This is a genomic window from Desulfurivibrio nitratireducens, assembly GCF_044068515.1.
Taxonomy (GTDB): Bacteria; Desulfobacterota; Desulfobulbia; order Desulfobulbales; family Desulfurivibrionaceae; genus Desulfurivibrio.
The window spans coordinates 1-12,741 of record NZ_JBIPKI010000057.1; the positions used below are offsets into that span (position 1 = coordinate 1).

The 12,741-nt window shown below is 60.4% G+C and carries 11 protein-coding genes; 4 read left to right on the forward strand and 7 right to left on the reverse strand.

Annotated elements, in window-relative coordinates; genetic code table 11:
• The 4 genes from ACHHTY_RS10925 to ACHHTY_RS10940 form a co-directional block, all read left to right on the forward strand.
• The coding region (locus tag ACHHTY_RS10925; protein ID WP_395494179.1) for an energy transducer TonB at positions 1-371 on the forward strand (371 nt) is incomplete at its 5' end.
• Between the two features lie 165 nt (positions 372-536).
• Entirely contained in the window at positions 537-1,457 is a 921-nt protein-coding gene (locus ACHHTY_RS10930; protein ID WP_395494180.1) for an ABC transporter substrate-binding protein, read from the forward strand.
• Positions 1,458-1,461: 4 nt separating this feature from the next.
• The gene (locus tag ACHHTY_RS10935) at positions 1,462-2,469 is read left to right on the forward strand and encodes a FecCD family ABC transporter permease (protein WP_395494181.1); all 1,008 of its coding nucleotides are present in this window, start codon (positions 1,462-1,464) and stop codon (positions 2,467-2,469) included.
• Complete coding sequence (locus tag ACHHTY_RS10940) at positions 2,466-3,254, forward strand: ABC transporter ATP-binding protein (protein WP_395494183.1); 789 nt, start codon at positions 2,466-2,468, stop codon at positions 3,252-3,254. The genes ACHHTY_RS10935 and ACHHTY_RS10940 overlap by 4 nt, the downstream gene beginning before the upstream one ends.
• Positions 3,255-3,317: 63 nt before the next feature.
• Here the strand turns inward: ACHHTY_RS10940 and ACHHTY_RS10945 are convergent, their stop codons facing one another.
• From ACHHTY_RS10945 to ACHHTY_RS10975, 7 genes are all read right to left on the reverse strand, one after another.
• A complete protein-coding gene (locus ACHHTY_RS10945) occupies positions 3,318-4,376 on the reverse strand; it encodes a restriction endonuclease (RefSeq protein WP_395494184.1) in 1,059 nt (352 codons plus the stop codon).
• 648 nt (positions 4,377-5,024) lie between these two features.
• Positions 5,025-5,894, reverse strand: coding sequence for a universal stress protein (locus ACHHTY_RS10950; protein WP_395494185.1), 870 nt, complete (start codon positions 5,892-5,894; stop codon positions 5,025-5,027).
• Entirely contained in the window at positions 5,884-8,358 is a 2,475-nt protein-coding gene (locus ACHHTY_RS10955; RefSeq protein WP_395494186.1) for a Lon protease family protein, read from the reverse strand. The genes ACHHTY_RS10950 and ACHHTY_RS10955 overlap by 11 nt, the downstream gene beginning before the upstream one ends.
• A gap of 196 nt (positions 8,359-8,554) precedes the next feature.
• Positions 8,555-9,091 (reverse strand): FmdE family protein, encoded by a 537-nt coding sequence (locus ACHHTY_RS10960; protein ID WP_395494187.1) that lies wholly within the window; start codon positions 9,089-9,091, stop codon positions 8,555-8,557.
• Positions 9,092-9,289: 198 nt separating this feature from the next.
• Positions 9,290-10,051 (reverse strand): ABC transporter ATP-binding protein, encoded by a 762-nt coding sequence (locus ACHHTY_RS10965; RefSeq protein ID WP_395494188.1) that lies wholly within the window; start codon positions 10,049-10,051, stop codon positions 9,290-9,292.
• A gap of 2 nt (positions 10,052-10,053) precedes the next feature.
• Positions 10,054-11,190 carry a FecCD family ABC transporter permease gene (locus ACHHTY_RS10970; RefSeq protein ID WP_395494189.1) on the reverse strand — a complete coding sequence of 379 codons (1,137 nt, stop codon included), beginning with the start codon at positions 11,188-11,190 and terminating at the stop codon, positions 10,054-10,056.
• Positions 11,177-12,319 carry an ABC transporter substrate-binding protein gene (locus tag ACHHTY_RS10975; RefSeq protein ID WP_395494190.1) on the reverse strand — a complete coding sequence of 381 codons (1,143 nt, stop codon included), beginning with the start codon at positions 12,317-12,319 and terminating at the stop codon, positions 11,177-11,179. The genes ACHHTY_RS10970 and ACHHTY_RS10975 overlap by 14 nt, the downstream gene beginning before the upstream one ends.
• Positions 12,320-12,741 lie beyond the last annotated feature (422 nt).

A 12,741-nucleotide genomic window follows, 5' to 3' on the forward strand; every position in this document is an offset into this window, starting at 1 on the left:
CCTTGATGTTGACCACCCGGCAGTGGTGGATGGCCCCGGCACCCGCCCCCCCGCGAGAGTCCGGGCCGATGGCGGCGGCCGAAGAAACGGCGGAAATCATCATGGCCCGCCCCCTCTACCGGGAAAACCCGCCGCCCCCCTATCCCCCGGCGGCCCGGCAACGGTTTTACCAGGGCACGGTTTTGCTGGCGGTGCTGGTAAATGCCCAGGGCCGGGTCGAGGAGCTGGAAGTCGCCACCTCCAGCGGCCACCCCCTGCTGGACCGGGCGGCCCTCAAAGGGGTCAGGGACTGGCGCTTCGAACCGGGCCGGCGCAACGGCGAAGCCGTGGCCATGTGGGTCCAGGTGCCGATCCGTTTTGCTATAGAGTAGAAAACACCGGGAATAATCACCACAGAGAGCACAGAGTACACAGAGATAACTGGAGATATTACTGTTTTCCTTAAAAAAAATCTCTGTGGCCTCTCTGTCCTCTGTGGTTAAAAATACCGCCTAGCGGATTTAAAAACCCGTCGCGCTAAACCAGCGAGTTAATTAATGAAAATAACCCTTATTTTGCTGCTGCTCTGCTCCCTGTGGCCGGCGGCAGTCAATGCCCAAAGCCCAACCCGGGCAATCACCGACCCCACCGGCCGCAGCGTCACCCTGCCGGCCGAGCCCCGGCGGGTGGTCTCCCTGGCTCCCGGGATCACCGAAATGATCTTCGCCCTGGAGCGGGAGGAAATTCTCCTGGGCACCACCCAGTTCAGCAACCACCCCCCCGCGGCCAAACAAATTCCCCGGATCGGCTCCTACGTCCAGCCCGACCTGGAGCGGATCGTGGCGTTGCGGCCCGATCTGGTGCTGGCCACCCGTGACGGCAACCCCCGCCGGGTCATCGAGCGCCTGGAGGCCCTCAATATCCCGGTCTTCGCCATCGACCCCAGAAACCTGGCGGAAATCAAGGCCAGCCTCAGCGCCCTGGGCACAGTCCTCAACGCCGAAGCCCAGGCCGCCGCTCTGGTGGCCGACATGGAAGCCCGCCTGGCCCGGCTGCGCCGGCTAACCGCCCAGATCGAGCACCGGCCCCTGGTTTTCTTCCAGGTGGACGCCGCCCCCATGGTCAGCGTCGGCGAGGAGACCTTCCTCCATGAGCTGATCATCCTGGCCGGGGGCCGCAACGCCGCCGCCGGCGGGCCGGCCTATCCCCGCTTCGGCTGGGAGCAGATTTTGACCCTGCAGCCGGAGGTGACCATAATCACCTCCATGGCCGGGGGCCAGAGCCCGGAGGAACTGCGTCGGGCCTGGGAACAGTGGCCCCAGCTCAATGCGGTGCAGAACGGCCGGGTCCACGTGGTGGACGCCGATCTCTTCGACCGCCCCACCCACCGACTGCTCGACGGCCTGGAAATCCTGGCCCGGCTGATCCAGCCGCAAATCATGGCGCCCGCCCCGGCGGCTGCCGAGCCGGAGCGCTGAGCCGATGCCGGTCCCCTTCCCTTCCCTGCTCAAAACCATGCTGCTGCTCATCCTGCTGAGCGGGGCCCTGCTGCTGCTGGCGGTCTTTTTCGGCCTGGCCACCGGTTCCTCGGGCCTCAACCCGGGCGAACTCTGGACCCTGATCTTCCGCCGCGAGCAAGCCGACCCGGTCAGCGCCGCCATCATCTGGCAGATCCGCCTGCCCCGGGTGGTGCTGGCCGCCGCCGCCGGCGCCACCCTGGCCCTTGGAGGCCTGGTCTTCCAGGCCCTGCTCCGCAATCCCCTGGCCGAACCCTATATCCTCGGAATTTCCGGCGGAGCGGCAGTGGGCGCCCTGCTGGGAATGATGGTCGGCCTTGCCGCCTTTCCCTGGGTTTCCCTGCTGGCCTTTGCCGGCAGCATGGCCACCCTGCTGCTGGTCCTGAGCCTGGCCGGCGGCCGCCATGCCCCCGGCAAGGACACCCTGCTGCTGGGCGGGGTGATGATGAACGCCTTCTGCGGGGCCCTGATCATGCTGCTGCTGGCCCTGGCCGACAACACCCGCTTGCGCCATGCCCTCTTCTGGCTTATGGGCGACCTTTCCCAGATCGGCCGGGAACAGTTGCCCCTGCTGCTCCTGCTGCCGCCGGCGATGCTGCTGGTGCTGCTGCTGGCCCGGCCCCTGAACCTGCTGCTGATGGGGCAGGAATCCGCCGCCGCCATGGGGGTCAATGTCCGGGCCGTTTCCCTGACCCTGCTGGCGGTGACCTCCTTCATGGTCGGCATCGTGGTCAGCCAGGCCGGGCTGATCGGCTTCGTCGGCCTGGTGGTGCCCCACACCTTCCGCCTGCTGGTCGGCCCCGACCATCGCCTGCTGATTCCCGCCTGCCTGCTGGGCGGGGCGGCCTACCTGATCGGCTGCGACCTGCTCGCCCGGGTGCTGCCGGCCGGCGGCGAAATGCCGGTGGGGATCGTCACCGCCCTGATCGGGGCGCCGCTGTTTATCTTTCTGCTCTGGAAATCAAGGCCATGAACCTGGTAAGCGCCGACAATCTGACCCTGGCCTACCAGGGCCGGCCGATCCTCAGCGGGGTGACTTTCACCGTGGCGGCGGGGGAGTTTTTCCTGATCATCGGCCCCAACGGCAGCGGCAAGACTTCCCTGCTCAAGGCCATCGCCGGCCTGCTGGCCCCGGCGGCGGGCCGGGTGGAGGTTTTCGACCGATCACCCCGGGAGCAGCCCCGGCGCGAATTCGCCCGCCGGGTGGCGGTAGTGCCCCAGCAGAGCCCGGCGGAGTTTCCCTTCCGGGTGGCGGAAACGGTGCTGATGGGGCGCTCGCCCCACCTGCGGCTCTGGGAACTGGAAAAAGAGGAAGATCACCGGCTGGCCGCCGAGATCATGGAATTCACCGAGATCGCCCACCTGGCCGACCGCCGCCTGGATCAACTAAGCGGCGGCGAACGCCAGCGGGTCTTCATCGCCCGGGCGCTGTGCCAGCAGCCCCAACTGCTGCTGCTCGACGAACCCACCGCCGCCCTCGACCCGGCCCACCAGATCAAGATCCTCGACCTGCTGGAACGGCTGCGCCGCGACCAGGGGGTGACCATCATCATGATCTCCCACGACCTCAACCTGGCCGCCATGTACGGCGACCGCCTGCTCCTGCTCAGCGACGGCCACCTGGCCGGTCTCGGCCCCCCGCAAGAAGTGCTGACCTATGCAAGGCTGGAAAAAAGCTACGGCTGTTTGATGCTGGTGGATGAGAATCCCTTGGGGAAGGTGCCGAGGGTGATCCCGGTGCCTGAGAAGTATGCGTGAGTTTTAAAGCTGTCCAAACGAGGTAGTGTCAGGTGAATATTATCTCAGGACAGCTTACGCTTGTTAGCCACCCGTTTTATTCATTCGCAGTTTATAGTGACACCTTGGGTAGTTTTTGCAGCCCCAAAACTTCTGCCCAATTTCATTTCCTTTTTTCGCAATTCGTTCCACCAGCTTAACCTCGCAATTGGGGCAAGTTGGGGTTGTGAAATCTGATGATCTTAGAAAATCAACCAGATGTGACTTTTTAACCGCATTAAGTTCTTCGAGCAACATCCATAGCTTAAATACGTCAACGAGTTCAATCTGATGCGCATTTGCAAACTCAAAAGCCTCTTTTGTAAAACCAGAATTTGTAATAAGTATGCCTTTATCAATCTTTTCAGATGTCATAACTCCTAACAATTCTCTTATATGGTTGACGCCGATATCTCTATGTGTTCTTGCCTTACATTGGACCAATGCGTATGGCACCGCAGAATCCTCCATATAAAGAAGAAGATCAATTCCCCCGTCAGCGCCAGCCTTTGTTTTAGTTACTCTATAACCAATGCATTCATAATAGATTTTGCAGAACAATTCAAAAGAGAACCATTCGATTTTTTTTAATGTCTCAATCGACAAATCTGTTTTTTTCTTTACCCTTTCAGTCTCTACTTCTTGCCCTTGAACATAATTAGCATAATTAAATTCGATTGTGGCCGTATCACCCATTAAAGAATTTGTGTCATATATATCAGTTATTAAAGTATTTGAATCAGTAAAACTATTGTCATTTGGGGAATCAGTCCTTATTGCCTGCTGACTCAATGGACTTTTCCGAGACGTGGACGACTTTCGAGAATGAACTGAATAATCCGCTTGACGCTTTCGCCAGGAATTGATTGCTGATATTGCAGCCGGTGTCAATATAAATAGCGCAACTATCGGTGCTAACATTGGCGCGGCGTTTGCCAAGCCTTTGTAAAACACATATGTCATGTCGGCTGGTCCATTTTGCTGAAAATCTATTAAGGGAATTAAATACTTCAGGATCAAATATGAAGTTATAGACAATAATACACTGACCCACCAAGGAAAAAGGGCAAGTACATCGAGAAGTGATTCATTTTTTCTTGCCATTGATGCTCCCACATTTCATTGGGCTAATGGGGCGGATGAGCATCGCGCGCTGCGTGCCTGTTCGATCCGCGTTGTTGGCCCTGGCGGTGCATCACCACCCACCTTCTTTTTGGCTCGCGCTGCTCATCCGCCCCATTCTACAGATCTGTATAACCCGCCCAAATCGGTTATCAGGTAATTGCCTTGGCCAACAACTTCATCGCCATTCTCGGCCAAACTATTTATCCACTTATTTTCACGAGCAATCTTAAGCAATCCCAACAAACTGCTCGACTTGCTTTTCCGTATATCACCCTGAACGGGGGGGTTATACAGCTACTGGCACCCCCGGGAACCGTTTTGAGGTAGCATCAATCCCACAAAAAAACCGCTCGCGGGTTTACGGTTCCCGGAGCGGTTAACGTTTTGCTGGTGATGAGCAGTGGAGTTATTCGGTTTTGTCATGCCACCTTCTCCCAAGCTGGTGGTTTTGCTCTCGCATAATTCAGGTTAGGCTACCAAATTGGCCCGCTACGACAAGAAAAAAATGCGAAACTGCCCCTCGATCGGCTTTTGCTCGGCGCCGTGGTGACAAGGGTGAGGATTAGCGGCTGGCCACCATGTCCGGCGACCGCCTGTTTCTGCTCAGTGGCGGTCGCCAGGGTGGTATCAGGTGTTAGGGGGCGGATGCTCGTTGCGAATCAGCAGGACCGGGTTATTGATCCGGCTGATCAGCTCCAGCACCCCCTCTGGGCGGGGATCGGCCGCGGCATCCGCCGGCAGGACCAGCAGCTCCCGCTGGGTGGACTGAAACAGCCGGGCAAGCAACCCCCGGGCCAGGGGGAGATCGAGCGGTTGATATCTTTTCCGCACGGCGGCGGCGGCGGGATGTTCTGCCGCCGCGGCCTTCAGTTCCCGCAGGCTCTGCCGGTCGGCGGCCGGCAGCAGGATTTCCAGCTCCCCCCCGATAACCCCGGCGATGCCGGCCGCCAGCGCCAGCGCCCTTTGGCTTAATGCCGAGCCGGTAAAGACCGTCAGGATCGGAGAGTTCAGCCGGAAGCCTTCCTGGATGAACATCGTTTGCCCCCGACCATGCAGGATGTGGTGACGGGCCACCGAGCCCATGGTCGAACCCAGCAGGGAGCGGCCCAGCCGCCCCATGACGATCAGGTCCGCCGAGGTGGCCTGTTCGAGAATCACCGCCTCGACGACACCGCGCCGGATATCCAAGGCCCAGCTTATTCCCATCCCGCCGATGGCCCCGGCGATCATGCGCCGAATGCGCTCGCTTTGCCGCTTGAGATCCCGTTCCAGTTCCTCGGCCGGCCGCGGCCGGCATTCATGGGTGCAGACCTCCCGGAAAAAGGTGTGCTGGGCGAGCTTCAGCAATTTTTCATCTTCCACGAACAGGCAACTGATATCGGCCTGCAGGGCGGCGGCCAGCACCGTCGCCGCCTCCAAGGCCGTCCGGCTGTGGGCGGATTCATCCACGGGAACCAGGATGCGGCGGACGCGGAAGTGCTGATTTTCACGAGTCACGGTCGCCCCTCTCGCCCGGGCTCTCCTCGCCCTTGCCGAATTTGCTCATATTGTCGGCAAAAATCCGCAGCCGCCGCAAGGCCTTCCCGTTGACCGAATCTTCGGGATAGCGGTGCTGCTCATCCGGTTCGCCCGCCGGCAGTCCGGTAAGGAGTTCGATGCCCTGGTCGATGGTTTCAATCGGATAAACGTGGAACTCCTGGCGGGCGATGGCCTCCACCACATCCTGGCGGAGCATCAGGTGCTTGACATTGGTCGCGGGGATCAGGACACCCTGGCTGCCGGTCAAGCCCTTATGGCGGCAAACGTCGAAAAAGCCCTCGATCTTTTCGTTGACCCCGCCAATGGCCTGGACCCGGCCATACTGATCCACCGAGCCGGTAACGGCAAACTGCTGCTTGATCGGCACTTCCGCGATCGCCGAGAGCAGCGCGTACAGTTCCGTCGAGGAGGCGCTGTCGCCCTCCACCCCGCCGTAAGACTGCTCGAAAACCAGCGAGGCGCTGAGCGAAAGCGGCATTTCGGTGCCGTAGCGGGCGCCCAGGAAGCCGGACAGAATCAGGACCCCCTTGGAATGGATCGGCCCGCCCAGTTTGGCCTCCCGTTCAATATCGATGACCTCGCCCTTGCCCATGTACACCTGGGCGCTGATCCGGGAAGGCTTGCCGAAGGCGAAATCCCCCAGCATCATGACGGCCAGCCCGTTGACCTGGCCGACCCGGGACCCTTCGATATCGATGCGCAGGGTGCCGCGGTGGATCTCTTCCTGAATGCGCCGGCGCAGGCGATCGGAGCGGAATACCTTGGAATCGATGGCTTTTTGCACATCATCGGCCCGCACCGTTTCATGCTTGTTCTGCCGGGCCCAGTAGTCGGCTTCCAGCATAAGGTCATTGATGTCGCGGATTCGGATATTGAGCCGTTCGCTGTCGCCCATCATCCGCGAACTCTGCTCGATGAGCCGCCCGACGGCGCTTTTATCGAAATGGAGCAGTTTCTGTTTCGCCACGATGTTGCCCAGCAGCCGGACATAGAGCTCCTGGTTTTCCCCGTTTCTTTCCATCTGGACATCGAAATCGGCCGCAACCTTGAAGAGCTGGGAAAATTCGGGGTCGAACTGCTGGACCAGGTAATAGAGCATCGGTTCGCCGATGATGATGACCTTGACCTTCAGGGGGATCGGTTCGGGCTCAAGCATCACCGTGCTGAGCAGGCTGTACATCTCGGCCAGCGATTCGATTTTGATGAAGTTGGACTGGAGGGCTCGCTTCAGCCCGTCCCAGGCGCCCGGATGGGTCAGGACCTTGCGGGCGTCGATGATCAGGGCCCCGCCGTTGGCCCGGTGCAGCGCGCCGGCCTTGATCAGGTTGAAATCGGTAACCAGTGCCCCCATCATCGACATGTGCTCGACTTTGCCCACCAGGTTGGCATAGGTGGGGTTGTCTTCAAATACAATCGGGGCCCCTTCCAGCTTGCTGTTGTCAACGACCAGGTTGACCTTGTAGCGCCGCATGGCCGGCGAGTCCATGTCGGTCTCTTCGCCGGTGGGCATGGACGACTGCTGCGGCTTGGCCCCCATCGGTCCCTGCTGTTGCTGATGATCCCCGGTGAGAAATGCCGGCAGGTTGTCCATAATGTCTTTTTTCATCGCGTCCAGGTGGGCGGGAATGCCCGCGATTTCGGCATATTCCGCTTTCACCCCATCGATGAGCTGGGTGAGCGATTTTTCGGTGATCTCCTTGTTGAGGGCCTCCATTTTCTCCCGAATTTCCTTTTGCCATTGCGGGATCTTTTCCAGAATTTTCTGAGATTCGGCCTGGAGCCCTTCCATGTCCTTTTCATAATTCTGCCGTTTTTCTTCCGGCAGTTGCTGGAATTCGTCCGGCGACATGACATCGCCATCCTTGTCGAGGGGCGCGAAGGCCAGCCCTCCCGGAGTGCGCAGCAAGGTCAGGCCTTTTTCTGTAGCCCGGTCGCTGATCTCCTTGAAGGCCTTGTGTTGCCGCTCTTTAACCTCCTCTCCGATCGCTTGGGCGCGGTGCTGGTATTCTTCCCCTTCAAAGCTCGCCTTGAGGACACTTCTGGCATCCTTGATCATCTTTTCCAGGTCCTTGGTGAACCGGATGCCTTTGCCCGCCGGCAAATGCAGCTTTTTCGGCCGGGACTGGTCGTCGAAATTGTTGACATAGCACCAGTCGTCGGGGGGAGAAAGCTTCTTGAGCTGGCGTTCGAGGACCTGGGCGGCCATGGTATGGCGCCCGGTGCCGGATTGTCCCAGGACAAAAATATTGTAGCCCTGGTGCTCCATGCCGGTGCCGAAACGCAGGGATTCCACCGCCCGGGGCTGGCCCAGGGCATCACTCAGTTCCTTGATCGGCTCGAGATCCGCCGTGGTTTCGAACTGCAATTGTTCAAGGTTGCATGCTTGAAAAACTTGATCCGCCTCCAGTCGGTTTACCGGCATCGCCCGTCTCCCTGTTTTGTTTGATTTATGCAGCTGGATGGCAAAAATATAATCGGCCCGACCGCGCCCCCGCAGCGCGCATTGGCGAGTATATCTTTTCATACAAGCAGCCGGGGTGTCAAACCGGAAAGAGCGCGGGCGGCGCCAAATGGCGGCGATTTGCGGGTAATGTTCTGCGGCGATGCCGAGTTTGGGCTTACCACCCCCTGCTGTACTGCGCCACGCAGTCCAGGCAGACAATCTTGCCCTGCTGAAGCCGGGCGGCGTGTTCGATACAGTTTTCGCCGCACTGTTCACAGGTGACGCTGTTGAAAAGTCGGGCCTTTTCCGGGGGCTGGTAGGCGGGCTGATTGACGGCGAAAAGCTCGGCCAAAGGGGCGGTAAGGATCATTTGCTGCATGGCCTGGCGGTCCAGGCCCTCGCCGCCGAGGGTTTTCTGAAAAACCAGGCGCACGGCACTCTCTTTCTGCCGGCAGAAGAAGCTGAAGGCCATCTTGCCGGTGGGCCGGTGGATGAGGTTGCCCTTGCCGATGCTGCATCCGGTCAACACCTGGATCGCATCCACCCCGCAAGCGTCGTTTTCGGTGACGCAAACCACCTCTTCGTCCCGGGAAAAGCTCACCCCCAGCTGTTCAACCGCCGCCTCGCAGGCCCGGTAGCCGATGGCCAGGCCCGGGCATTCGTGACCATGAAACTCCACGCATCGCCGCCAATTGTCCTTTTGTTTATCCATAATCGTCAATCCTCCTGACAAAGTTGTTAATTATCCGACTCCCCCTCCCCGCACAAAGATCCGTTCACCAAGAAGCGAAGCCTGTTGGTGCATCGTGTTGCAAACGTTAAGGAGGGTCGCAGTTCGGACCAGCGGCCCGGCCCCGCGTAGCTTGCGGGCCGATCGTCCCAAGATGCGGCGCTGTTTATCGTTTGCCGTTCAGCTGCAGGGGGACAGGGGCAGCACCACCGGAATGCCGTCGATTTCCCGGATGGCGGCATGCATCCCGAAAACTTCCCGCAAGACCTCGGGACTGATCACCTCGCGGCCGCCGCAGGCATAGAGCCGGCCCTCCCGGATCAGCAGGAAGTAGTCGGCAAAACGCAGAGCAATGCTCAGGTCATGGAGCACGGTGATGGTGACCAGATCCATCTCTCCGGTGATTTTCCGCAGCAGGGACATGGTTTCCAGTTGATTCCTGATGTCCAGATGGTTGATGGGCTCATCCAGCAGCAGCACCTGTGGTTCCTGGACCAGGGCTCGGGCGATCAACACCTTCTGCAACTCCCCGCCGGACAGTTCGCTGGTGTCGCGCAGGGCCAGTTTATCCAAGCCCATGACCCTAAGCACCCGCTCAACCACCGCCAGGTCCCGCTCGCCTTCGCTCCAGCCGAAATGGGGCCGCCGCCCCAAAAGCACGGCATCGAAGACGCTGCAGGCGACCCCGTTGGCCTTCTGGGGCATGTAGCCGATCAGCCGGGCAATCTCGCGCCCGCTCAGGTCGGCCAGGGGTTGCCGGTCCACCAGGACCGTCCCGCGCCGGGGCGGCAAAAGGCCGTTGATGCTTCTGAGCAGGGTGGACTTACCCGAGCCGTTGACCCCCAGCACGGCCACCAGCCGGCCGGGAGTCAGTTCAAAACTGAGATCACGGAGAATCTCGGTCCCCTGCAGAGAGAGGGAAATTCCGTCCAGAACCAGCATTCTCAGCTCCTCCGGCCGCGACGAATCAGCAGGTAAAAGAAGAGTGGCGCCCCGGCAAAGGAGGTAACGATTCCCACCGGCAGGATCACCGGGGTCATAACCGTGCGGGCGATGAGGTCGGAAAGCAGCAGCAGCAAAGCCCCGGTCAGGGCCGAGCCGAGGACCAGAAAACGGTAATCACCCCCCACCAGCAAGCGGGTGAGATGGGGGGCCATCAGGCCGATGAAGCCGATGATGCCGAGAAAGGAAGTGGCCACCGCCACGGTCAGAGCGCTGATCAGCAAAGCGCAAAGCCGCAGGCGCTTGACCCTGACCCCCAGGCTTTGGGCTACTTCGTCCCCCCACTGCAAAGCGTTGAAATTCCAGCGGGCCAGCAGGAAATAAAGCAGGGAAACTGTGAGGGTTAAGGCCATCAGGGCGTTTTCCGGCCAGCCCGCCTTGCCCAGATCGCCAAAGGTCCAGAAGACGGTGGCGGCCACCTGCATGTCGTCGGCAAAATATTGCAGCAGCATGGTGGAGGCACCGAAAAAGGCGGAGAGGGCAACCCCGGCCAGAATCACCGCCTCGGTGGTGATCCCCCGCAGCGAGGCCAGCAGCATGATCAGGCTCACTGCCAGCACCGCTCCGCAAAATGCCGCGATTACGACCAGATGAGACAGGGCGATGGTCACTCCGGCCCCGGCCCGTTGGGCCTCGCCGGCCCCGAGGATAATAATGGCGAAAGCGGCTCCGAAGGCCGCGCCCTGGGAAACCCCGATGGTAAAAGGCGAAGCCAGGGGGTTGCGCAGCACATTCTGCATCACCACCCCCGCCAGGCCCAGGCCGCTTCCGGCCAGCAGGGCGGCCACCGTCCGGGGCAGGCGGATATTCCAGACCACGTGCCCGGCCCGGCCGGAAGCATCGCCATTCCAGAGGACCGCCAGGATTTCCCCCCCGGAGAGGGGCAGTGAACCGACTGCCAGTGAAAACAGCGCCAGGCCGGTCAGTACCGTCAGCAGGCCGCCGAGGATAATGACCTTGAAGCCCAGCAGGCGCCGGTAGGATCCAATGATGGCGCCCGTCCCCGCCGGGAAGTTTCCGGCGGCCAGGGCGCCGGCCCCTGCCGGCAGGGTTTCTTGGCCGGTCTTAACGGATAACAAGCTCTTTTTCCTCAAAAAACACCTGACCAAAGCCATGCAGTTCCGCCGCCAGGTCCGAGTAGGCGGCCAGGCCGATAAAATTCAAAAAGATCTTGTCGGCCTTGGCGGCGGGATCGATGTCCCGGAAACGCCCGGGATAGAGGGTGCGTCCGATGAAGTAGGCGTCGGCGTAGGCGATTTCAATATTGGTGTGATAAAAGTTATAGGGCATCAGCGAAAACACCCGTCCTTCCCGCACTGCCCCGATCTTATGGTAAAATCGAGGGTTGCGCCGATAATCTTCCGCCACCTTGGCCAAACTGCCGGCATCGATGAACATCACCTCCGGCTCCCACCAGAGCAGCATCTCCGGGTCAATGAAGATATGACCGGTGGGGCCGGCTTCAGCAGCCACGTTGCGGCCTCCGGCCCAGGCCAGAGGGGCATAGGTGGCGGCGGTGCTGGTAATCCCCTGGGTACCCTTGTGGGAGATGGCCCCGACATAGACCGTCGGCCGCTGATCCGCGGGGATATCCCCGGTTCGGGCGACCAGATCGGCATCCAGATGATCCATGAAGGCGAGGAGTTGTTCCGCTCGCTGTTCGCGACCGAGCAGTTCGCCCAGCAGGCCGAGCGCCAGTTTGGCCTCCGCAGGGACCAGCACCCCCGGCAGCCCGTAATTCAAGACAAAAACCGGGCGGCCGGTTTTGCTTTGGATGGTTTCCACCTGGTCAATATCCATGCCCATGCTGATAATGACATCGGGCCAGAGGGCGATGACCCGCTCGAAATCCGGCAGTCGGCCGGGCCCGCCCTCGCCGATCACCGGCAGCTCTGCCGCCTTTTCCCGGGTGGCCAGGCCGTAGAGCCGGCCGGGGGAGGTCCACCGACCCTCCACGTTTTCCATCCCCGCCACCAAGTCGAGGCTTTGCAGATACACCATAAAGCGCAGGGCCCCGCTCAGGGGCACCACGCTCTTGATTTCCCGGGGCACCGTCACCGTGCGCCCGGCCATGTCGGTGAGAGTGCGGGTGGCATGATTGGCTGTTGCCCAAGCTTCCCCGCCGCCGAGCCACCCAGTCAGGACCAGCAACAGCGCCAGTGCGACCAGGCTGCTCTTCAGTTTGGAAAACCGTCCGCAGCGTCCCATCTCTTGCTTAATTGACGAACTGCAAACGCTCAGCAGGGCCGCGGATTCGGGCAAGCAGCCAAGCGCCGCGTTCCCCGTGTCCGCAAACTTGGCTGATCGCCCGAAGGTGCGATGCTGCTGGACGTTTACCGGTTTGGTGACCATACCATCACTCCCAGCTCCACTTCGGTTTGATGCCGGACCCGGCTGATATTTAAGCGCCAGTGACGGACGCAGGGTTTCATTTCTGGCCGGGCCATTCCAGCCAAGACGGGCATTATCCCGAATTTTCTTCACTTCCTTTCTGGCCACTCCACCGCTGTTGTTCGTGGTTATTTGTTAATAAGTTGATATCAGCCCGCCAGGTAATACGGAATACGATTTCGTGTTTTATACTATCCGAGCAGGGCCGGGTCAATGGCAAAGGGGCCACCTTTAAAAAT

Bases quoted from the DNA above. Each gene is read 5' to 3' on its own strand.
- ACHHTY_RS10930 (WP_395494180.1), top strand. From the start codon at position 537: ATGAAAATAACCCTTATTTTGCTGCTGCTCTGCTCCCTGTGGCCGGCG.
- ACHHTY_RS10935 (WP_395494181.1), top strand. From the start codon at position 1,462: ATGCCGGTCCCCTTCCCTTCCCTGCTCAAAACCATGCTGCTGCTCATC.
- ACHHTY_RS10940 (WP_395494183.1), top strand. From the start codon at position 2,466: ATGAACCTGGTAAGCGCCGACAATCTGACCCTGGCCTACCAGGGCCGG.
- ACHHTY_RS10945 (WP_395494184.1), bottom strand. From the start codon at position 4,376: ATGGCAAGAAAAAATGAATCACTTCTCGATGTACTTGCCCTTTTTCCT.
- ACHHTY_RS10955 (WP_395494186.1), bottom strand. From the start codon at position 8,358: ATGCCGGTAAACCGACTGGAGGCGGATCAAGTTTTTCAAGCATGCAAC.
- ACHHTY_RS10960 (WP_395494187.1), bottom strand. From the start codon at position 9,091: ATGGATAAACAAAAGGACAATTGGCGGCGATGCGTGGAGTTTCATGGT.
- ACHHTY_RS10965 (WP_395494188.1), bottom strand. From the start codon at position 10,051: ATGCTGGTTCTGGACGGAATTTCCCTCTCTCTGCAGGGGACCGAGATT.
- ACHHTY_RS10975 (WP_395494190.1), bottom strand. From the start codon at position 12,319: ATGGGACGCTGCGGACGGTTTTCCAAACTGAAGAGCAGCCTGGTCGCA.